The sequence below is a fragment of the Afifella marina DSM 2698 genome (assembly GCF_900102695.1).
In the GTDB taxonomy this organism is placed as follows: Bacteria; Pseudomonadota; Alphaproteobacteria; order Rhizobiales; family Afifellaceae; genus Afifella; species Afifella marina.
In genome coordinates, this window is record NZ_FMVW01000001.1 from 364,121 (window position 1) to 383,399 (window position 19,279).

At 64.7% G+C, this 19,279-nt stretch carries 20 protein-coding genes and 1 pseudogene; 13 read left to right on the forward strand and 8 right to left on the reverse strand.

All coding sequences use genetic code 11. The features are described from left to right. Window positions 1-11 precede the first annotated feature (11 nt). Complete coding sequence (locus BLP76_RS01645) at window positions 12-1,262, reverse strand: lytic murein transglycosylase (protein WP_092809149.1); 1,251 nt, start codon at window positions 1,260-1,262, stop codon at window positions 12-14. A 129-nt stretch (window positions 1,263-1,391) separates the two neighbouring features. Between BLP76_RS01645 and BLP76_RS01650 the strand changes: the two genes are divergently transcribed. The 3 genes from BLP76_RS01650 to BLP76_RS01660 all read left to right on the forward strand — a co-directional run bounded on the left by BLP76_RS01650 (window position 1,392) and on the right by BLP76_RS01660 (window position 3,673). Then, a complete protein-coding gene (locus BLP76_RS01650) occupies window positions 1,392-2,222 on the forward strand; it encodes an SOUL family heme-binding protein (protein ID WP_170130359.1) in 831 nt (276 codons plus the stop codon). Between the two features lie 44 nt (window positions 2,223-2,266). Continuing rightward, window positions 2,267-2,902 carry a heme-binding protein gene (locus BLP76_RS01655; protein ID WP_139163654.1) on the forward strand — a complete coding sequence of 212 codons (636 nt, stop codon included), beginning with the start codon at window positions 2,267-2,269 and terminating at the stop codon, window positions 2,900-2,902. A gap of 162 nt (window positions 2,903-3,064) precedes the next feature. After that, window positions 3,065-3,673, forward strand: coding sequence for a cell wall hydrolase (locus BLP76_RS01660; protein ID WP_092809152.1), 609 nt, complete (start codon window positions 3,065-3,067; stop codon window positions 3,671-3,673). 7 nt (window positions 3,674-3,680) lie between these two features. Here BLP76_RS01660 and pdxH read toward each other — a convergent pair whose 3' ends face one another. After that, window positions 3,681-4,313, reverse strand: coding sequence for a pyridoxamine 5'-phosphate oxidase (gene pdxH, locus BLP76_RS01665; protein ID WP_092809153.1), 633 nt, complete (start codon window positions 4,311-4,313; stop codon window positions 3,681-3,683). A 72-nt stretch (window positions 4,314-4,385) separates the two neighbouring features. On the opposite strand from pdxH, the gene BLP76_RS01670 reads away from it, so the two are divergent. Together BLP76_RS01670 and BLP76_RS01675 are read left to right on the forward strand one after the other, a co-directional pair. After that, window positions 4,386-4,808: an RT0821/Lpp0805 family surface protein gene (locus BLP76_RS01670; RefSeq protein ID WP_170130358.1), complete on the forward strand. Its 423-nt coding sequence runs from the start codon at window positions 4,386-4,388 to the stop codon at window positions 4,806-4,808. An 81-nt stretch (window positions 4,809-4,889) separates the two neighbouring features. Next, window positions 4,890-5,927, forward strand: coding sequence for a DnaJ C-terminal domain-containing protein (locus BLP76_RS01675; RefSeq protein ID WP_092809155.1), 1,038 nt, complete (start codon window positions 4,890-4,892; stop codon window positions 5,925-5,927). Window positions 5,928-5,980: 53 nt separating this feature from the next. Here the strand turns inward: BLP76_RS01675 and BLP76_RS01680 are convergent, their stop codons facing one another. Genes BLP76_RS01680 through BLP76_RS01690 form a run of 3 tightly spaced genes read right to left on the reverse strand, consistent with a single transcriptional unit; the run spans window position 5,981 to window position 9,524 of the window. Further along, window positions 5,981-6,841: an SDR family oxidoreductase gene (locus tag BLP76_RS01680; RefSeq protein ID WP_092809156.1), complete on the reverse strand. Its 861-nt coding sequence runs from the start codon at window positions 6,839-6,841 to the stop codon at window positions 5,981-5,983. Window positions 6,842-6,895: 54 nt separating this feature from the next. After that, a complete protein-coding gene (locus BLP76_RS01685) occupies window positions 6,896-7,651 on the reverse strand; it encodes a crotonase/enoyl-CoA hydratase family protein (protein WP_092809157.1) in 756 nt (251 codons plus the stop codon). A gap of 52 nt (window positions 7,652-7,703) precedes the next feature. Continuing rightward, a complete protein-coding gene (locus tag BLP76_RS01690; RefSeq protein ID WP_092809158.1) occupies window positions 7,704-9,524 on the reverse strand; it encodes an acyl-CoA dehydrogenase family protein in 1,821 nt (606 codons plus the stop codon). A 204-nt stretch (window positions 9,525-9,728) separates the two neighbouring features. On the opposite strand from BLP76_RS01690, the gene BLP76_RS01695 reads away from it, so the two are divergent. From BLP76_RS01695 to dxs, 4 genes are all read left to right on the forward strand, one after another. Continuing rightward, complete coding sequence (locus tag BLP76_RS01695) at window positions 9,729-10,748, forward strand: L-threonylcarbamoyladenylate synthase (protein ID WP_092809159.1); 1,020 nt, start codon at window positions 9,729-9,731, stop codon at window positions 10,746-10,748. Window positions 10,749-10,845: 97 nt separating this feature from the next. Continuing rightward, window positions 10,846-11,772: a histone deacetylase family protein gene (locus BLP76_RS01700; protein ID WP_092810031.1), complete on the forward strand. Its 927-nt coding sequence runs from the start codon at window positions 10,846-10,848 to the stop codon at window positions 11,770-11,772. 9 nt (window positions 11,773-11,781) lie between these two features. Continuing rightward, the gene (locus BLP76_RS01705) at window positions 11,782-12,033 is read left to right on the forward strand and encodes an exodeoxyribonuclease VII small subunit (protein WP_092809160.1); all 252 of its coding nucleotides are present in this window, start codon (window positions 11,782-11,784) and stop codon (window positions 12,031-12,033) included. A 121-nt stretch (window positions 12,034-12,154) separates the two neighbouring features. Next, window positions 12,155-14,080 carry a 1-deoxy-D-xylulose-5-phosphate synthase gene (gene dxs / locus BLP76_RS01710; protein ID WP_092809161.1) on the forward strand — a complete coding sequence of 642 codons (1,926 nt, stop codon included), beginning with the start codon at window positions 12,155-12,157 and terminating at the stop codon, window positions 14,078-14,080. Between the two features lie 93 nt (window positions 14,081-14,173). Here the strand turns inward: dxs and BLP76_RS01715 are convergent, their stop codons facing one another. From BLP76_RS01715 to BLP76_RS19145, 3 genes and pseudogenes are all read right to left on the reverse strand, one after another. Next, window positions 14,174-14,713 carry a superoxide dismutase family protein gene (locus BLP76_RS01715; protein WP_092809162.1) on the reverse strand — a complete coding sequence of 180 codons (540 nt, stop codon included), beginning with the start codon at window positions 14,711-14,713 and terminating at the stop codon, window positions 14,174-14,176. A 174-nt stretch (window positions 14,714-14,887) separates the two neighbouring features. Then, window positions 14,888-15,297, reverse strand: a pseudogene (locus BLP76_RS01720) (ester cyclase). Between the two features lie 378 nt (window positions 15,298-15,675). Then, window positions 15,676-15,798, reverse strand: a complete 123-nt coding sequence (locus tag BLP76_RS19145; RefSeq protein WP_274605669.1) for a hypothetical protein — start codon at window positions 15,796-15,798, stop codon at window positions 15,676-15,678. 63 nt (window positions 15,799-15,861) lie between these two features. On the opposite strand from BLP76_RS19145, the gene BLP76_RS01725 reads away from it, so the two are divergent. The 4 genes from BLP76_RS01725 to BLP76_RS01740 are packed head-to-tail and all read left to right on the forward strand — an operon-like array spanning window position 15,862 to window position 19,257. After that, entirely contained in the window at window positions 15,862-16,605 is a 744-nt protein-coding gene (locus tag BLP76_RS01725; RefSeq protein WP_092809163.1) for a TlyA family RNA methyltransferase, read from the forward strand. Continuing rightward, window positions 16,598-17,851: a class I SAM-dependent RNA methyltransferase gene (locus BLP76_RS01730; protein ID WP_092809164.1), complete on the forward strand. Its 1,254-nt coding sequence runs from the start codon at window positions 16,598-16,600 to the stop codon at window positions 17,849-17,851. The genes BLP76_RS01725 and BLP76_RS01730 overlap by 8 nt, the downstream gene beginning before the upstream one ends. Before the next feature lie 51 nt (window positions 17,852-17,902). Further along, on the forward strand, window positions 17,903-18,979 hold the full coding sequence (locus tag BLP76_RS01735) for a class I SAM-dependent methyltransferase (RefSeq protein ID WP_170130357.1): 1,077 nt from the start codon (window positions 17,903-17,905) through the stop codon (window positions 18,977-18,979). Beyond that, window positions 18,979-19,257, forward strand: coding sequence for a hypothetical protein (locus tag BLP76_RS01740; protein WP_092809166.1), 279 nt, complete (start codon window positions 18,979-18,981; stop codon window positions 19,255-19,257). Before BLP76_RS01735 ends, BLP76_RS01740 begins: the two co-directional genes overlap by 1 nt. Window positions 19,258-19,279: the final 22 nt, after the last annotated feature.

A 19,279-nucleotide genomic window follows, 5' to 3' on the forward strand; every position in this document is an offset into this window, starting at 1 on the left:
AGCTCTCGCACCTATTGCCGGCGAAGCCGCTCAAGGAGGGCGCGCGTCGGATAGCCGTCTGCAGGGAGGCCGAAGGCAAGCTGGGCCGCACGCACGCCTGCGCGCGTCTTCTGGCCGAGCCGGCCGTCCGGCGGCCCGGCGTCATAGCCCAGGCGGTTGAGACGCGTCTGCACTTCGAGGAGCTCCTTTGAGGAAAGCATGGCGGCCGGATTTCCCCGCCGCATCGGCGGTGCTCCGGCGAGGCGCGTGGCGAAATAGGCGGCCGCCAGCGAATAATTCGAGGAATTGTTCCATTCCCAGAAAATGTCGAAGTTGCGATAGGCGAGAAATGCCGGGCCGTCACGCCCCATCGGCAAAACAAGGGCAGCATCCACACGATCTGCGGGCAAACGTCCGCCGCCGCGGCGCCTCACCCCGTCTCGCGCCCATTCTGAACGGCTGCGATAATGGCCCCGTCCGGCTTTGTCCCACGGGACGTTCGGGCCGACTTCGACCTCTTCGAGCCAGGGTTCGTTGGCGCGCCAGCCGAGATGGCGCAGAAATTTCGCCGCCGAGGCGAGCGCGTCGGGCACGCTCCTGACGAGATCGCGCCGTCCGTCACCGTCATAATCGACACCGAATTTCAGATAGTTCGAGGGGGTGAACTGCACCTGACCGATCTCGCCCGCCCAGGCCCCGCGCATTTCTTCGGGCGTGAGGTCGCCGCGTTCCAGAAGCGCGAGGGCTGCGAAGAGTTCTTCGCGAAAAAGCTCCGAACGCCGGCAATCATAGGCGAGGGTGGCGAGCGACCGCAGCGACGAGAACTCGCCCATATAGCCGCCGAAATCCGTCTCGAGGCCCCAAAAGGCGGCAAGCACCGGGCCCTGCACGCCGAAATCTCGTTCGATCGCCGCAAAGGTCGAGTCATAGCGGTCGAGCATGGCGCGCCCGCGCGACAGACGGTTCCGCGAAATGAGGCGGTCTGCGAACTCCGTGAAACTCAAGGAGAGGCTCGGCTGGCCGCGGTCGCGTGCTAGGACTTTGCGGTCGAGGCTGAGGCCTTGAAGCTCAGAAAGGCTGCGTTGCGTCAGCCCCTTCCTGGCGCCTTCCGCGGAGACATCCGAGAGCCAGGCGTCGAAACTCTGCCCCTTTCGGCAGGCGGTGTCGGCTGCGCTCCCCTCGGCAGAGAGGAAGAAGCAAAGGCAGGTCAGAAGGACCAGCGGCATGGCCCGACGCGGCGCGCGGCCGCCGCGAGCGGCTTTGAGGATCGAGAGATTGCGCATGGCTTGATGAGATCATGTCCGCTGCGAAACGGAAACCCCTTCCTGCGGGCAACCGGAAGCCCGTCGACGCGTTCCCTTTGCACGAATGGGGCGGCACGCGCTGCCGCTCGCCCGAACAAGGAGAATGCTATGCCGAACGCTCTTTCCCGCAGTTACGCCGAACTCCGCGATACGCTCGGAAAACTCCAGGACAATCTCGAAGAGCGAGGACGTTCGGTCGCCGACACCGGCCATAACGTCACGCGCCGGGCCCGCAATGCCAATCCGTGGCGCCGGCCCGAACCGCATTGGTATGATCGGCCGGCAAAGTGGTATCACCACGGCAGCGATTATGTGCGCGAGCGCCCGGGCGTTGCCGGGGTCGTGGCGGCCGGCGCGGCGCTCGTTCTGGTCGGCGGTGCGATCTATGCCGCCCGCCGCACGAGCCTTTACATCGAAGAGCCCGATTACGACGTCGTCGACAGCAAGAGCGAGTTCGAGGTTCGTGAATACGGCAAGCAGGTGGTGGCGGAGGCCCACGCCACGGGGCGCCGCGATCAGGCCTTGAAGGCCGGCTTCCACAAGCTCGCCGATTATATTTTCGCGCGCCAGCGGCCGGGCAAGAAGATCGCCATGACCGCCCCGGTCGTGCAGGCGCCAATAGTCGGCGAGAATGGCCGGCGGCGCGGTTGGGCCGTGCGTTTCATCATGCCGGCGAAATGGAATTTGGCGGATCTGCCGAAGCCGGCGCAGGACGACGTCGTCTTGAAGGAGATTTCGCCGCGCCGTGTGGCGAGCGTCAGGTTCTCCGGCCAGATGAACGATCGGCTGGCGCTGGAGAATCTTGAGGCCCTTCGCCTCTTCATCGAGGATCACGATCTGAAGGCGATCGGCGAGCCGATCTACGCCTATTACAATCCGCCGATGACGCCAGGCTTCATGCGCCGCAACGAGATCATGGTGGAGGTCAGCGAGGCGTGAGGAGGACGGACCTCTCAAGCGGGGCTCGCACCCAGCCTCCGTCCGTGGATCGAGCGGGGTCCGGCAAGGCCGGGCCCGCTTTGATCTTGGGGGCGGCGCTTTTGGGTCTCGGCCTCGGCGCTTATGCGATCGAGCGCATCATTCCGCGGCGTCCGATGCTGCGCGGGCGCGTGATTTACCGCGACGGCGATTATGAAATCCGCGACTACCCGGCTTTTCACGCCTTGGAGATGTCTCTCTATGGTGGCCGCGAAGACGCGCTTCAGAGAGCCTTCGAGCGCGTGAGTGGGGCGGACCGAGACGGGGAGAGACCGGCCGCGCTTCTCGACCCCGTGATGCAATCCAGGCGTTCAAACGCAGCCGATGGCGACGATACCGGTTTCACCCATGGGCGCTGGTCCGTCCGTGTGCCTCTGAGCGCGGCACGGGCAGCGGATTGCGGCTTTGAAAGCGTCGACCCGCGCCTGCGCGTCATCTCGGTGCCGGCGCAGCGCGTCGCCGTGCTTCGTTTCACTTCAACGGAGGATGTCGCCTTCGGCATCAATCGCGTGATGCTGGAAGATTTCGTGGAGGATGAAGGGCTTGAGGCCGAGGGGCCGGTTTTCTACGCCTATTATGGGCTGTCTCGCGCCCTTCCTTTCGGCCGTCAGCACGAAGTGCTCCTCCCGGTCTCCCCCTGAGACGGCCGTATTGTCCCAAATTCCGGATTCGTAAGGCTTGTCCGAAGCTTAAGCCCGTCCGGAAATCTCCCTATCAGCTCCGCATTGTCGCCCAACTTCTCCGCGAAGCGCACCTTCGGGAAGAGAGCGGGGTTTTGACCCCGCCCATGCGGCAAAGGGAAAATGATGGGATATATCGGGCGCGCCTTTGAAGGCGCGGCACGGGGTGCGGCTGCGCTTCTGTTTGGTGCAACGCTGCTCGCCGCGGGCCATGCGCATGCGGCGGAGATTTACGAGGGCCCGTTGCCTCAACCGAGGCCGGTTTCGGTCGGGCCGGCGGGCAAGCATGCAGATGCCTCAGAGATGCCGTCAAAATCGGCACGCGAATGTCTCGCCAAGGCGCTCTATTTCGAAGCCCGCGGCGAGACCGCCAAGGGCCAGCTCGCGGTGGGGCGGGTGATCCTCAACCGGGTCAAGGACAAGCATTATCCCGATACGATCTGCGGCGTGGTCTTTCAGAATGCCGAGAAGCGCAATCGCTGCCAGTTCTCTTTCGCCTGTGACGGCAAGCCCGATCTCGTCGCCGACCAGAAGAGCTGGCACGAGGTCCGCCGTCGCGCCAAATGGTTGTTGGCGTGCAGGAAGGGCTGCGGTTCCAAGGGGCTTTGGAGAGGGCCTCTCTGGCAGTCCACGCATTACCACGCGGATTACGTCGCGCCTGGCTGGGCGAACCGGTTGGAGCAGACCGGCCAGATCGGCACGCATCTGTTTTACCTTGAGGCGCGCGCCTGAGGATCGATCAGGGGTAGAGCCGTTGCTTCTGCCAGCCGTTGTCGTGCGGGGTGAACCGAATCCGGTCGTGCAGGCGGAAGGCGCCGTTGTTCCAGAACTCGATCTGGACCGGGACCAGCCGAAAGCCGCTCCAGAAGGGCGGCCGCGGGACCTTGCCGGCGCCGAAGCGGGCGGTTTCCGTCGCCACGGCCTTTTCCAGCGCAAAGCGGCTTTCGAGCGGGCGCGACTGGCGGCTCGCCCAGGCACCGATCCGGCTCATTCGGGGCCGGCTGTCATAATAGGCGTCGGCCTCTTCGTCGGATACGGCCTCGACATTGCCGCGGATGCGGATTTGCCGGGCGAGCGACTTCCAATGGAAGCACATCGCCGCCTTGGGATTGGCCGCGAGCTGTTCGCCCTTGCGGCTCTCAAGGTTGGTGTAGAACACGAATCCGCGCTCGTCCCAGCTCTTCAGAAGCACCATGCGCACATCCGGCAACCCCGTCTCGTCGGCGGTGGCCACGGCCACGGCATTGGGATCGTTCGGCTCGGAAGCGGTCGCCTCGCGCATCCAATCTCCGAAGAGGGAAAAGGGATCGCCGTAGGCGGTAAAGTCACCGCTTGTTAACTCTGAGGGGGCATCTTTTCGCGGAAGAGTCATTTTGGTGTCGGTTAATCAGTGTCGCGTATCAGCCCCTACCACGGTGAAGGCCCGCTCCTCCAGAAGCAAACGGTGCTGGCTGCCTTGCTTTCGGTCAGTCTCGCAGGATGCGGCTCCATTACGATACCCTTCGGCGATCACGCCGATGAAAGCCCAGCGATCACTACGGGTTCGATCGGACCAGCCGTCGTCGTGCAAGAGCCGCTGCCGGAAGCGCTGTCTTATTCCGATGCCGCCCGGATCGGCCAGACGGCCGGGATCGCCGGCATCGACACCCTGCCGAAGGACGGCATCGACTGGATCAACGAGGTCACCGGTTCGGCCGGCAAGGTGCGGCCGCTGTCACAGATCTCCCAAAACGCCACCCGAACCTGTCGCGACATTGAAGCGACGGTGACGAGCGTCGGCGGGGTCCACCGATTCGGCGGCACATTGTGCAAGGATCAGACAAGCGGCGTGGTGCAGATGGAGGCTCTCGCGACCGAGCCGAGTTAGGCTTGCGGGCGACAGTGGTATTTTCAACGTGCCGTTCCCATATTTTGGCCGTACGTTATGCCAAATCGGGAAAGGAGATCCATGCGCGACCCCTATGATGTCTTGGGTCTGTCACGCACGGCGAGCGCCGCCGAGATCAAGCGCGCCTACCGCAAGCTGGCCAAGGCCAACCATCCGGACCACAACGCCGGGGACCCGACCTCGGCCGAAAGGTTCGCCGAGGTCAATTCCGCTTACGAGATCCTAGGGGACAAGGACAAGCGTGAGAAGTTCGACCGCGGCGAGATCGATGCCGAGGGCAAGCCTCGTTTTGCCGGCTTCGAGGGTTTTGCTGGCGGTGGTGCGCAAAATGCTGACTTCGACCCACGCAGTTTTTCCGATATTTTTTCAAGCTTCGGCCGGGGCGGTGGCGGGCGTGCGCGCAGCTTCCGGTTTTCCAGCGGAGGCCGCGGCCCTCGCACTACGCATACGGGCGGGATGGATGAGGAAGATGTGCTGAATTCCATCTTCGGCGCCTTCGGTGGTGCTGGTGCACAAGGGGCGGGTGCTCAGCCGAACGCAGGACGGCGGGCAGGCGCCACAGCGCAGCCGCCCAAAGGCACCGATCTGAAGGCCGAAGTCGCCGTGACGCTGGAAGACCTGGTGGCCGGGAAGAAGCCGACGGTGACGCTGCCCGACGGGCGCGACGTGGCACTGACCCTGCCGAAAGGTGTGAAGGACGGCCAGGTGATCCGTCTCCGCGGCCAGGGCTATGCCTCGCCGCAGGGCGGGCCTTCGGGCGATGCGCGGATCACCGTGCGTTTCGTGCCGCATCCGCGCTTCAAGGTGGATGGTTCCGACCTCAGGACGGACGTTGCCGTCTCGCTGGAGGATGCCGTCCTCGGCGGCAAGGCGACCGTCCCGACAATCGAAGGCAATGTGAGCTTGACTGTGCCGGCGCATACGAGCGGCGGGCGGGTGATGCGCCTCAAAGGCAAAGGCCTCCCGACGTCGACGGGCGGCCGTGGCGATCTTCTCGTCTCCCTCCGCATCACGCTGCCGGAGACGCATGATGCGGAGCTCGAAGCCTTGATGAAGAAGTGGCGTGCGGCCAAGGCGGAGCGCAAAGCCTCCGCCTAAGCTCCCGTGGCCTCCGGATCACCTGGACGGGATCACCGAAGAGACGATGCGTTTCAGCCGACCGGCTTCAAAGAGGCCGGCGGCTGGCTGTCGTCCGGCAGGAAGAAGTCCGGCTGCAGTGCCACCGTCGGATCGACCCGATAGTGATCGAAGTCGCTCACCCCTTCGCCGGCCAGGAACGTGTCGTCGATCAGGAAATTGCCGGTGAATTCGCGCGACGGCTTCTGGAAGATGCGCCAGGCCGCGTCCGCCAGGATATCCGGCTTGCGGGACGCACGCATCATCGCGTCTCCTCCGACGACGTTCTTGATGGCCGCCGTGGCGATGGTCGTGCGCGGCCACAGCGCGTTGACCGCGATCCCCTTCGGACGGAATTCGCCGGCAAAGCCCAGAACGCAAAGGCTCATGCCGTATTTCGCCAGCGAATAGGCGACATGCGGCGCGAACCATTTCTCGGTGATGTCGAGCGGCGGTGACAGCATGAGAACGTGCGGGTTTTCCGCCTTTTCCAGGTAGGGCAGCGCCGTCTTGGTGACGAGGAAGCTGCCGCGCGTGTTGACCTGATGCATCAGGTCGAAGCGGCGCATCTCGGTGTCGGGCGTCTTCGTCAGCTGGATGGCGGAGGCGTTGTTGACGACGATGTCGATGCCGCCGAAGGTTTCTGCGGTCTTCGCCACCGCCTCCTTGACGGCCGCCTCCTCACGGATGTCGACTTCGAGCGGCAGCGCCTTGCCGCCGGCCTTTTCAATAGCTTCGGCGGCCGTGAAGATCGTGCCTTCGAGTTTCGGATGCGGGCGGGCCGTCTTGGCGGCGATGGCCACATTGGCACCATCGGCCGCGGCTCTGAGCGCGATCGCAAGGCCGATGCCGCGTGAGGCGCCGGTGATGAACAGCGTCTTGCCGGAAAGGCTCATGAGCAGCCGCCTTCCATCGGAAAAATCCTGGGCATTTGTCTCTCCCTCAAGCTCTTATGAATTGAGAAAAGCGGCGAAGGCAGCCTGCGCCTCCGCGCTTTGCAGCCGCTCCGAAAAAAGCGCGGCCTCCTTGTCGATGCGCGCCATGACGTCCTCGCCATTGCCGCGCAAAAGCCGCCGCGAGGCGAGCATGGCCTGCCGGGGCTTGGCGGCGAGACGGGCTGCAGCCGCAAGAGCCGCCTCTTCGGCAGCGCCTTCCGGCACCGTGCGGTTGACGAGCCCCGCGATCGCCGCGTCCTCGGCGCTGAAAGACGCGCCCATCACCAGGAGCTCGAAAGCCTTCTGGTGCCCCATGACGCGCGGTGCGAGCAGGCTCGAGGCTGCCTCCGGCACCAGTGCGAGATCGACGAAGGGCGTCCGAAATGTGCTCGGCTCCGACGCGACGACATAGTCGCAATGCATGAGAAGCGTCGTGCCGATACCGACGGCGAGGCCGTCGACACCGGCAATCAGCGGTCGGTCGCTGACGGCAAGCTCTTTCAGAAAATTGAGAATGTCTTCGGCGATGCCTTGACCGCCCGAGACGCGCACGAGATCGGCGATATCGTTGCCGGCGCAGAACGTGCCCGGCTGGCCGAGAAACACACAAGCCGCGATATCCTCGTTTTTGGCCGCCCCGCGCAGCGCCTTCACCATCTCGTGGTACATGGCCGTCGTCAGCGCGTTCTTCTTCTGCGGCCGGTTCAGCCGAATGATGCGGATAAGGCCGTTGCCCTCGCTGGGGCGGTCTTCGATGACGATGTCGCTCATAAACTCTTCCTGCCTGGCCCCGTCGGGCCGGATGGTTTGGAGAGGCGAAGCCTCACTGGAAGCTTGCCAGCGTCTCCGCCGGCACCTGGAGAATCGACTGGCCGCCTTCCTTGATCTCGGCCAGAAGCGCCTGCGTCTGCGGACACAGCCGCTCGCAGAAAGCGCGCGCGGTGGCGATCCTGAGCCGGCCCGCTTCGCTTTCGCTCGGATCGGAGGAAATCGCTCCCTGAGCGAGATAAGCCCCGCCCGCCGCCAGACCGAACAGCCGAAGATAGGGCGTGGCGCCACACAAGGCGCCTTCCATGCGGCCGGCGGCCATCTCCTCAAGGAGGTATTCGCTCGCCTCACGGCAATCTGTGATCGCGGCGGCAAGCCGCTCGCCGATCTTTCCCATCTCGTCGCGGTTTGAAGCCCGAGCGACTTCCGCGATGGCCGCCAGTTCATCGAGATAGCCGCGCACGCACGCCCCGTCCGATTGCGGCAGCTTGCGCGTGAGGAGATCGATGGCCTGGATCCCGTTGGTGCCTTCGTAGATCGGGAAGATGCGCGCATCGCGCAGATGCTGGGCCGCTCCCGTCTCTTCGATATAGCCCATGCCGCCATAGACCTGGATGCCCATGGAGGCGACCTCGACGCCGCAATCGGTGGAAAACGCCTTGGCGATCGGCGTCAGCAGCGAGGCGCGCTCGTTCCAGAAGCGCGTGCCGTCGCCGTTCGTCTCCGGGCCGGGAGCGCCAGCGTCCGCCAGATCAATGGCGTGCGCACAGGCATAGCAGATGGCGCGGCTCGCCTGGGTCAGCCCGCGCATGGCGAGGAGCGTGCGGCGGATGTCCGGGTGCTCCACGATGGGGCTCATCTCGCCGTCTTTCGGCGCATTGGGCGCGCGCCCTTGACGACGCTCCAACGCATAGGCGGTCGCCTCCTGAAGCGCGCGTTCAGCCACGCCCACGCCCTGGATGCCGACCATGAGGCGGGCATTGTTCATCATCGTGAACATGCAGGCGAGGCCGCGGTTCTCCTCGCCGATCAGATAGCCGACGGCGCCCGGCTCGTCGCCATAATGGCCGTCGCCGTAAAGCATCGTGCAGGTCGGAGAGGCGTTGATGCCGAGCTTGTGCTCGATGCCGGCGCAGAAGACATCGTTGTGCGCGCCGAGCGAGCCGTCCTCGTTGACGAGATATTTCGGCACCAGAAAGAGCGAGATGCCCTTGGTGCCCGCGGGCGCATCGGGAAGGCGGGCCAGCACGGTATGGACGATATTGCCGGCCATGTCGTGTTCGCCATAGGTGATGAAGATCTTCTGTCCGAAGAGGCGATAGGTGCCGTCTTCGCGCCGTTCGGCACGGCAGCGGAGCGCTCCGAGGTCGGAGCCTGCCTGCGGCTCCGTCAAATTCATCGTGCCTGTCCACTCGCCGGAGACGAGCCTGGCGAGATAGCGCTCTTTGATTTCTTCGGTGGCGTGCAATTTGAGGGCTTCCACCGCGCCGACCGTCAATGTCGGGCCGAGCGCGAAGGCCGCGCAGGCGGAATTCCAGATATCGAAGGCGGCGACCGCGAGCGACACCGGCAGATCCTGGCCGCCGAACTCCTCCGGCCCCGACAACGCGTTCCAGCCGGCCTCGCACCAGGCGGAATAGGTCTTCGCCCAGCCTTCCGGCAGCGTCACCGCGCCGTCGGCATAGGTGGAGGCCCGACGATCGCCGACCTGGTTGAGCGGGGCGATCTCCTCGGCGGCGAAGCGGCCCGCCTCCTCCAGGATGGCTTCCAGGAGGTCGGCGCTGAGCTCTCCCATATGGCCCGCCGTGATGGCCGGCGACAGGCCGATGACATGCTTGAGCGTAAAGGCGATTTCGGCAACTGGTGCGCGGTACATCAGGCTCCTCCCCGGGGCATTCTCGGTTTCCCCCTGAACTCGTCTCGTTGAACTCGTCTCGTTTTAAACTCGTCCCGTTTGGCTCCACCAATCTTAAGGCTTCAACGCGGCGCTCTCTTGACGGGGCAGGCAGCGCGCGCGATCCCGACTGGTAGCACTTTCTATGTGCCGTTGACGTAAGCTGCAATCAAGCGATGGAGTGGGATGTACGCGAAAAGACTGCTCTGGCAGGAGACGGGCAACGAAGAGCTCCTTGCCGAGGCCGCGGGCATTTTAAGGGCGGGCGGTCTTGTCGCGATCCCGACGGAGACCGTTTACGGTCTCGCGGCCGACGCCACCAACGGCGAGGCGGTGGCGCGGATCTTCGAGGCCAAGGGCAGGCCGCGTTTCAATCCCCTGATCGCGCATGTGGCCGATACCGCGATGGCGGGGCGCTGCGGCGAATTGAAGGGCGACGCGCTGCGTCTGGCGGCGCATTTCTGGCCGGGGCCGCTGACGCTCGTTGTGCCGCTCATTGTGCCGCTCGTCGGGCCGCTGGCGGGCGAGGTGGCCGTGCATCCCTTGGTGACGGCCGGGCAGAAGACGATCGCGCTTCGCCGCCCTCTCGGTCCGGCGGCCGAGCTCATCGCCCATTTCGGACGACCCCTTGCCGCTCCAAGCGCCAATCGCTCGGGGCAATTGAGCCCGACAAGTGCCGACCACGTTCTCGAACAGCTCGGCGATCGAATCGACGCCGTTATCGATGCCGGGCCGTGCACGGTAGGGTTGGAGTCGACCATCGTCGCCATCAGCGACGAAGCGCCGCGGCTTCTGCGTCCCGGTGGTTTGGCGGCGGAGGCGATCGAAGAGCTTCTCGATCGGCGGCTGCAGCGTCTCGCGCCCGGCGCGCATGTAGAAGCGCCAGGAATGCTGGCGAGCCATTATGCTCCGCGGGCGGCTCTGCGCCTCGATGCACGGCGCGTCGAAGCCGGGGAGGCGCTGCTCGCTTTCGGGGAAAAGGCCCCGGAAAACGCCGCTGCGGCGGTCGCGAGCCGGAACTTGAGCGCCACCGGTGATCTCGTCGAAGCGGCTTCCAGGCTTTTCTCCGATCTTCACGCGCTCGATGAAAGCGGGGCCGCCGTGATCGCCGTCGCGCCGATCCCCGCGCACGGTCTCGGCGAGGCGATCGCCGACCGTCTGCGCCGCGCGGCGGCGCCGCGACCTGGCCCCGCCTCTTCCGGTTGAGCGGGCGTTATCCAAAATGCTCGTTGCGTCCGATGCAACCTTGGCGGAAATGTTACGCCCCCATGACTTGGCCGCACGGCCCTGCTAGAGCTTGCTGGTGACGACACTTCTCCTTCATCATGCCGACTTCCTCGACCACCTGACCGCCCCAGGGCATCCGGAGCGCCCGGATCGTCTGAAAGCGCTTCACGCGGCGCTCGATCACGAAGCCTTCGCCGCGCTCCGGCGCGAAGAGGCTCCGTTGGGGGACAAGGACGTCGCCGCTCTCGCCCATCCGCAGGAATATGTGGAGCGCGTGCACCGGGCGATTCCGGAAGTGGGACTTGCAAGCATCGACGCCGACACGGTCGTCTCGCCCGGTTCCTGGAACGCCTGTCTGCGCGGTATCGGAGCCATCTCCCGAGCTGTCGATGCGGTCGTGGCGCGGGAGGTGAACAATGCCTTCGCAGCGATCCGCCCGCCCGGCCACCATGCGGAAACCGATACCGCCATGGGCTTTTGCGTCTTCAACAATGCTGCCGTGACGGCGCGCTACGCGCAGAAGCAGCACGGTCTGGAGCGTGTGGCGATCGTCGATTGGGATGTGCATCACGGCAACGGTACGCAGGACATCTTCTGGTCCGATGCAAGCGTGCTTTACGCCTCCACCCATCAGATGCCGCTTTATCCCGGCACAGGCGCGCGCTCGGAGACCGGTGTCGGCAATATCGTCAACGCCCCCCTTGCTGCCGGTGACGGCAGCGACCATTTTCGCGAAGCCTTCAACGAACGCATCCTGCCTTCGGTGAAGAATTTCGCCCCGGACCTGATCATCATCTCGGCCGGTTTCGACGCCCATCACCGCGATCCACTCGCAGAGCTCAATCTTGAGCACGAGGATTTCGCCTGGGCGACCGGAAAGCTGATGGATCTGGCCGACGACCATGCCGGCGGCCGGCTCGTCTCGGTGCTGGAGGGCGGATATGATCTGCGCGGTCTGGCGGTGTCCGCCGCCGCCCATATCCGCATGTTGATGAGTGCATGAGGCAGCTTGATGAATGACGACAAGAGCAGCGCGATCGAGACGATGTCTTTTGAGACCGCGCTTGCCGAGCTTGAGAAGATCGTGACGGACCTGGAGCGTGGCGAGGTGCCGCTGGAGCGCTCGGTCGCGCTCTATGAACGAGGCGAGAAGCTGAAGAAGCGCTGCGAGACGTTGTTGTCGCAGGCAGAGGAGCGGGTGGAGAAAATCCGCGCAGGCAGCGAAGGCCAGGCGGCCGGCACCGTTCCCCTCGATGCCGAGTAATCGCCGACGCCATCGTTGCTTTTTGCCGCGTCGCGGCGTCGCTTGCGGCGTCTTACGGTTTGCGCCGACCGGCCCGAATGGCTAAGGTCTGAACTCGTTTTTCCTGCATCCCTGGGATGTCATGTCTGACACTACTCCTCACACGCCGCTTCTGGATCAGGTCAAGTCTCCGGAAGATTTGCGCCGCCTGAGCGACCGCGATCTGCGGCAGCTCGCCGACGAATTGCGCCTTGAAATGATCGACGCCGTGTCCGTCACCGGCGGCCATCTCGGCGCCGGCCTCGGCGTCGTAGAGCTCACCGTGGCGATCCACCGGGTGTTCGACACGCCGCGCGACAAACTGATCTGGGATGTGGGGCATCAATGCTATCCGCATAAGATCTTGACGGGGCGGCGCGATAGGATCCGCACCTTGCGCCAGGGCGGGGGACTTTCCGGTTTCACCAAGCGGGCGGAATCCGCCTACGATCCTTTCGGCGCCGGTCATTCCTCCACGTCGATCTCCGCCGGCCTCGGCATGGCCGTGGCGCGCGATCTGCAGGATGAGGATTTCAACGTCGTTTGCGTCATCGGCGACGGGGCGATGTCGGCCGGCATGGCCTATGAGGCGATGAATCAGGCCGGCCATCTCGGCTCGCGGCTGATCGTCATCCTCAACGACAACGACATGTCGATCGCGCCGCCGAGCGGGGCGATGAGCGCTTATCTCGCGCGCCTCGTCTCCGGTCAGGCCTATCTTTCCCTGCGCGACGCGGCCAAACAGCTCGCCAAGCGCCTGCCGCTGGCCGATCTGCTGCATGAAAAAGGCCGGCGGGCCGAAGAATATGCCCGCGGCTTCTGGACCGGCGGCACGCTCTTCGAAGAGCTCGGCTTCTATTATGTCGGTCCGATCGACGGCCATAATCTCGGCCATCTGCTTCCCGTCCTGCGCAATGTGCGCGACGGCCACAAGGGGCCGGTTCTGGTCCATGTCGTAACCCGCAAGGGCAAGGGATATGGGCCGGCGGAGGCCTCCGCCGACAAGTATCACGGCGTCTCGCGCTTCAACGTCATCACCGGCGAGCAGGCCAAGGGGCGCTCCAACGCGCCGTCCTACACGAAGGTCTTTGCGACAAGCCTCGTCCAGGAGGCGCAGGAAGACGAGAAGGTCGTGGCGGTCACCGCGGCGATGCCCGCGGGCACAGGCCTCGACATTTTCCAGGCCAAGTTTCCCGAGCGCACCTTCGATGTCGGGATTGCCGAACAGCACGCGGTCACCTTCGCCGCCGGGCTTGCCGCCGATGGCATGAAGCCCTTTGCGGCGATTTATTCGACCTTCATGCAGCGCGCCTACGATCAGGTCGTCCACGACGTGGCGATCCAGAATCTGCCCGTGCGTCTTGCCATGGACCGCGCCGGTCTCGTCGGCGCAGACGGACCGACGCATGCCGGCGCTTACGACGTCGCCTATATGTCGTGTCTTCCGAACATGGTGGTGATGGCGGCCGGCGATGAGGCAGAGCTCCGCAGCATGGTTCGCACCGCTGTTGCCTATGACGAGGGCCCGATGGCCTTCCGTTATCCGCGCGGCGAGGGACGTGGCGTGGAGATGCCGGAGCGTGGCGAAATCCTCGAGATCGGCCGCGGCCGTATCCTCAAGGAGGGCACCAAGGTTGCGATCCTGTCGCTCGGTGGCCGGCTGGTGGAGGCTCTCTCCGCTGCCGAGACGTTGGAGCGCAGCGGTCTTTCGACGACGGTGGCCGACGCTCGCTTCGTTAAGCCGCTCGACACCGATCTCGTGCTGCGGCTGCACCGCGAGCATGAGGTCGTGGTGACGATCGAAGAGGGATCGGACGGCGGCTTCGGCAGCCGTGTGCTCTCCTTCCTCGCCAATGCCGGCAAGCTCGAGGAGGGCGCGCGGATCCGCACCATGACCCTCCCCGACCGCTTCATCGATCACGACAAGCCGGAAGTGATGTACGCGGCTTGCGAACTCGACGCGAAGGCGATCGTGGCGCGTGTTTTCCACGCGCTTGGCCGCGACGTGCCGGAGGCGGCTCGCGCCTGACGAAAAGGCCCGGCGCAGAGGCCGGGCCGCAGTTCTATCCATAGGCGAAACAGGCGCGGCAGAGAGATTGCCGCGCCTTTTTGTCATGCGCCCTTACTGCTGGGCCCGCTCGTCGTCGATCACCATGCAGCCGACGCGGCTGCCGGCATCGCCGGATGGCTGGCTGGTGTAATCGTCGGCGCCGGCATGGATCATCAGCGCTGAGCCGTCGTCATCCATCAGCGGCGCGTCGCCTTCGTTGAAGCGCACGCGGGTGTTGAAGACGTCGATATTGGTCGCCTGCCCGTCGACGACCTCGAAGTTTGGCATATCGCCGGCATGCATGCCGCCCTCGGTCATGATCCCGTGCTTGGCGTCGGTCGGATTGTAATGGCCGCCGGACTTCTTGAAGTCGGGCGCATCCGAACAATCGCCGGTTTCGTGAAAATGCAGGGCATGCTCGCCGGGCTTAAGGGCACCTTCGTTGATGACGACCTGCACGAGCACACCGTTGGGCGTATCCGTCAGATGCGCCTCGCCGATCGTCCCGTCCTTGCCGGTAATGGGTCCGGAGAAGGCGCTGTTTTCTGATACGTCCTGTGCGAGGGCGGGGCTTGCCATGAGTGCGCAGGCGGCGATGGCGAGAAGTCGCATATCGGGTCTCCCTTCGAGGTTTCGTCCTGGCCTGTCCAACACGATCTCAGGCACGAAGTTCCGCAGGGTGTCCGCGACTGGACGAAAAGAGGTTCGTCGACCGATCCGCCGAGGATCGCCTTGAACGACTATTCGAAGAAGCCCTGGTCGATACCGGCCGGGCGCCCACGGGCTTCAACCCACATTGTGCTCAGAGCCGCCGAGTTGGGCAACGACGGCCGCCTTGTCGATAACCGACCAGACGTTCCGAATCCGTCCATTCTCGACTTCGTAGAAGACATTCTCGCTGAACTGGACGCGCTTGCCGTTCACCGGCAGGTCGAACAGTCTTCCGGACGGCGTGCAATCGAACCAAAGCCGGCTTGCGATCATCGGCGGCTCACAAACGAGATGCTCGATCTTGAAATAGAAATCGGGGATCGATCTGTGTCTTCCATCAGCATGCCCTGGTACCCACGCAGACCGAGCGACCTGCCGTTATGGCGAACATCTGAGCTGACGTAGAGGTGAAGTTCGTCCCAATCGTGCCGGTTCAGGCAGTCGATATAGGCGCGGTAAAAAGCGGCGATTTCCTGCAGATCCATGCGCATCCCTCGCGAAGCCGGGGCATTCGTGTCTATTTTTGCGCGGCTGGGCGGCAACCCTGTGGTCGCTTTTGCCCCGCCTGGGGATGGCCCCACGGGGCGACTTTGCGCCGATCTATTGTGAGGTTCCTGAGCCTTGTGCGGCGTGATCGTCCCTGTTTGGCGCGAACGCTTTGGGACCAAGGCGGGCGAGCCGATATCATATTATAGTTTTATACTGCCCCTTTGAGTTGTATTTCGTTCGGTTTTTCCAGGCCATTCATGGGGAAGGACGCGCCGGGACTCGCTCGGGGCGGCGGCTTTGTGTCCGATAGGCAGCCGCTTTTGAATTTGAGAAGATTCCCGTAATGGGCGAGGTTTCGGATGCGGCTCTGGGTTTCACTGCTGATTGCGTGCATTCTGACTGCGCTTGCAGCGCTTTTCATGATATTCGGCGGCCACCCCGACGAACCCTATACGCTGCTCGCTCATGAGCTTGTGCTCGCTGATTTCGTTCTGCATTGAACTCCTCTCCTTTGTCGCCAGGCCGGGCTTCGCCAGATCAGCCGTCATGAGGACGGGCGGATGAGCGCGCGTCTTCGCCTGGATGAAGCGGTCGTTGCGGCCGGCCTTTTGCCGAGCCGCGCCCGCGCCCGCGACGCGATCCGCCGTGGGACGGTGACCGTGAACGGCGAGACGGCTCTGAAGCCCGCAACGCCGGTGACGGCCGATGCGGCCCTCGCGATCGGCGATCCTGCCGCCGCCTATGTGTCGCGAGCGGCCATGAAGTTGAGGGCCGGGCTCGATGCCTTCGGCTTCGAGCCCGAAGGCCTGACAGTCCTCGATCTTGGCGCGTCGACCGGTGGCTTCACGCAGCTCCTTCTGGAAACAGGTGCAAAGCATGTCGTCGCCATCGATGTCGGGCACGGCCAGATGCATGAGAGCCTTTCCGGCGATCCGCGCGTGCAGCTCGTCGAAGGGGTCAACGCGCGCAATCTCTCAAAGGCGCATCTTGATGGACATTCCGTGCAGGCCATAACCGCTGATCTCTCTTTTATCTCGCTTCGCCTTGCCCTGCCGCCGGCGCTGGAACTCGCCGCTCGGGGGAGTTGGGGTGTCTTTCTGGTCAAGCCGCAATTCGAGCTCGGCCGCGAGGCTCTCGGGCGCGGCGGCATCGTTCGCGATCGGACGGCCGCAGAAGGTGCTGCCGAGGCGCTGAAAGGCTGGCTCGACGGACGGCTCGGCTGGCGAGTGGTGGGGCTTTGCGCTGCGCCCTTCACCGGAGGCGACGGCAATCAGGAATTTTGCCTCGGGGCCTGCCGTGAGTGACATCGTCCAAATCGATCGGATCGGCCATCGCGGCGATGGCGTCGCGGAGACCCCGGAAGGACAGCTTTTCGTTCCCTACACCCTGGCGGGCGAGCGGGTGCGCGTGGAGCGCCAGGGACGGCGCGCCGACGTCGTCGAGGTGTTGGAAGCTTCGCCGGAGCGGGTCCCGGCGCCCTGTCCGCATTTCGGCCCGCGTCTCGCCACGCAGCAGGGAGGATGCGGCGGCTGTGCCCTGCAGATGCTGCCGATCGAAGAAACGCGCCGCCTGAAGCACCGCTTCGTGGTCGACGCGCTCGCCAAGAGCGGCCTTGAGACGGAGGTGCGTCCGGCTTTCGGCGCGCCGCTTGGCGCCAGACGCCGCGCCGTCTTTTCAGCGACGCTTGCTGGGCGGAAAATCCTCTTCGGCTTTCATGAACGCGGCTCGCGGCGCATCGTCGATCTGACGACATGTCTCGTCGTGCGCCCGGCGATCGTCTCTACATTGCCGCTCCTGCGTCGCCTGGCGCAGATTCTCGCCCGCCCCAAGCGCGAGCTTCGCCTCACCGTTTTGGAGACGCGGTCTGGCCTCGATATCGCAGGCGAGGGGGCAGGCTCCGTGCAGGCCTCCTCGGCGGCCCGCATCGCCGAGCTTCTGGCGGGACAGGGCGTCGCCCGCCTCGTCGTCGACGGCGATATCTTGTTCCAGCTCGGAGAGCCGCAGCTCGAGATCGCGGGCGTCAGTGTTTCGCCGCCGGCCGGTGCCTTCGTTCAGGCCTGCCGTGAGAGCGAAGAGGCGATGGCGAGGCTCGTGGCGGAGCATTGCTCGGGCGCAAAGCGTGTCGCCGATCTCTTCTCCGGGCTCGGAACGTTTTCCTTCGTCGCCGGCCGCACGGCGCGTGTGACGGCCGTCGAGGCCGAAGGAGCAGCGCTCGCCGCACTCGCCGATGCGGTGCGCGGAGCAGAGGGGCTGAAGCCGATTGAGACGCTCGCCCGCGATCTTCTGCGCTTTCCCTTGGCACAAAACGAGCTTTCCCGGATCGATGCCGTCATCCTCGATCCGCCCTGGGACGGGGCGCGGGCGCAGGCGGAAAGCCTCGCCGCTTCAAAAGTGGCACGCATCGCTTTCGTCTCCTGCAATCCGGCCAGTCTCGCGCGCGATTTGCGCATCCTGGTGGATGGCGGCTATCGATTAAAATCAGTGACTCCGATCGACCAATTCGTCTATTCAGCAGAGACGGAAGCAGTCGCCCTCCTGGAACGCGAATAGCGCTCGACTTCCTCGTTCCCGCACCCCATTTCTGAGTTCAAGGAGAGGATGATGGCGTCTGTTTCGATCGAAGATTGGACAAGCGGGATGCGCTATGCGGCGACGCAGGGTGCGCGCGTCGCCTGGTACACCGGCCATGGCCTCGTGATGCGCCGGATGGTGCGCCGAATTGCGGCACGCCATCCCGAGGCGACGCCGCGTGTCGAGCCTCCGTCGACGCCCGTTCCTTCGATGGGGAGGCTGTTGCGGGACGTCGCGGCCCTTCTGGCACGCGATTATGCCAATGCACGGGCCGGCCTTTACCCTCTGCCGGACGGAGAAGAGGCGGATTTCCGCCAACTCGTCGCGACATCGCGGGCGTTTTTCGCCGATGTGCCGGAGGTCGCGCGCCGCCGCCGCGAGGGCGCCCACCAGGAGATTGGCGCCACCTTCGAAGGTCGCCGGCCGCGCTATTACATGCAGAACTTCCACTTCCAGAGCGGCGGCTGGATGACCGAGGAATCCGCCCGTCTCTACGACATGCAGGTGGAAGTCCTGTTCTCGGGCGCGGCGGGGGCGATGCGCCGTCAAGCGCTCGTGCCGGTCGCCAATGCCCTGAAGGGGCGTGATCAACGCGCCTGTCTGGCCGCCGACATCGCCTGCGGCACCGGCCGGTTCACGGCGGAGCTGCGTGGGGCCTATCCGCGGCTGCCGCTTTTTGCGACCGATCTGTCGGAATCCTATCTGAATGAGACGCGCCGCCATATCGGCCGCGTGGCGACGCTGAGGCCGGCCGTTGCGAAGGCCGAAGCGCTGCCGCTTGCCGATGCGAGCCTCGACGTCGCGACCGCCATCTATCTCTTCCACGAACTGCCGCCGAAGGTGCGCCGCCAGGTGGCGGAAGAGATCGCCCGCGTGATGAAGCCGGGCGGCACGTTCGTTCTGGTCGATTCGCTGCAGACGGGCGACGCGCCGGATTACGACGGGCTCTTGGAGCTCTTTCCTCAGCTCTTCCACGAGCCCTATTACCAGGGCTATCTCAAGGAAGACCTGGCGCGCATTTTCGCGCAGCACGGGCTCGTCCTCAAGGAGAGCCGCAACGCCTTCTTTTCCAAGGTCATGGAATTTCGCAAGGAACGGTCTAGCTGATGCGGCGTGTTTCGATCCTGTTCCTGGCGTTTCTCTGTTTCGTCGTCGGCGTCGCCTTCATCGCGACACCGATCCCTCTCGGCGCGCCGCTTTTTGCGCTGTCGCTCGTTCTGATCGTGGCGTCGAGCCGCTCGGCCACCCGCCTCGTCACAGGCGTGCGCATCCGCGCGCCGCTTTTCGATCGCTGCGTCGGCTTTCTGGAACGGCGGGCAGGGCGCCTCGGGCGTACCCTCAGGAAAACGAGCCCGCGGCGTTATCCCCGCAGGCCCGTCGTCTGAGGCTCAAAACGCCGGACGGAAC

What these genes read in the sequence shown, in the direction of transcription:
- BLP76_RS01660 (WP_092809152.1), top strand. Translation starts at nt 3,065, where the DNA reads ATGATGGGATATATCGGGCGCGCCTTTGAAGGCGCGGCACGGGGTGCG.
- BLP76_RS01645 (WP_092809149.1), bottom strand. Translation starts at nt 1,262, where the DNA reads ATGCGCAATCTCTCGATCCTCAAAGCCGCTCGCGGCGGCCGCGCGCCG.
- BLP76_RS01680 (WP_092809156.1), bottom strand. Translation starts at nt 6,841, where the DNA reads ATGAGCCTTTCCGGCAAGACGCTGTTCATCACCGGCGCCTCACGCGGC.
- BLP76_RS01740 (WP_092809166.1), top strand. Translation starts at nt 18,979, where the DNA reads ATGCGGCGTGTTTCGATCCTGTTCCTGGCGTTTCTCTGTTTCGTCGTC.
- BLP76_RS01695 (WP_092809159.1), top strand. Translation starts at nt 9,729, where the DNA reads ATGTACGCGAAAAGACTGCTCTGGCAGGAGACGGGCAACGAAGAGCTC.
- dxs (WP_092809161.1), top strand. Translation starts at nt 12,155, where the DNA reads ATGTCTGACACTACTCCTCACACGCCGCTTCTGGATCAGGTCAAGTCT.
- BLP76_RS01685 (WP_092809157.1), bottom strand. Translation starts at nt 7,651, where the DNA reads ATGAGCGACATCGTCATCGAAGACCGCCCCAGCGAGGGCAACGGCCTT.
- BLP76_RS01705 (WP_092809160.1), top strand. Translation starts at nt 11,782, where the DNA reads ATGAATGACGACAAGAGCAGCGCGATCGAGACGATGTCTTTTGAGACC.
- BLP76_RS01725 (WP_092809163.1), top strand. Translation starts at nt 15,862, where the DNA reads ATGAGCGCGCGTCTTCGCCTGGATGAAGCGGTCGTTGCGGCCGGCCTT.
- BLP76_RS01650 (WP_170130359.1), top strand. Translation starts at nt 1,392, where the DNA reads ATGCCGAACGCTCTTTCCCGCAGTTACGCCGAACTCCGCGATACGCTC.
- BLP76_RS01675 (WP_092809155.1), top strand. Translation starts at nt 4,890, where the DNA reads ATGCGCGACCCCTATGATGTCTTGGGTCTGTCACGCACGGCGAGCGCC.
- BLP76_RS01715 (WP_092809162.1), bottom strand. Translation starts at nt 14,713, where the DNA reads ATGCGACTTCTCGCCATCGCCGCCTGCGCACTCATGGCAAGCCCCGCC.
- BLP76_RS19145 (WP_274605669.1), bottom strand. Translation starts at nt 15,798, where the DNA reads ATGCAGAACGAAATCAGCGAGCACAAGCTCATGAGCGAGCAGCGTATA.
- pdxH (WP_092809153.1), bottom strand. Translation starts at nt 4,313, where the DNA reads ATGACTCTTCCGCGAAAAGATGCCCCCTCAGAGTTAACAAGCGGTGAC.
- BLP76_RS01690 (WP_092809158.1), bottom strand. Translation starts at nt 9,524, where the DNA reads ATGTACCGCGCACCAGTTGCCGAAATCGCCTTTACGCTCAAGCATGTC.
- BLP76_RS01735 (WP_170130357.1), top strand. Translation starts at nt 17,903, where the DNA reads ATGGCGTCTGTTTCGATCGAAGATTGGACAAGCGGGATGCGCTATGCG.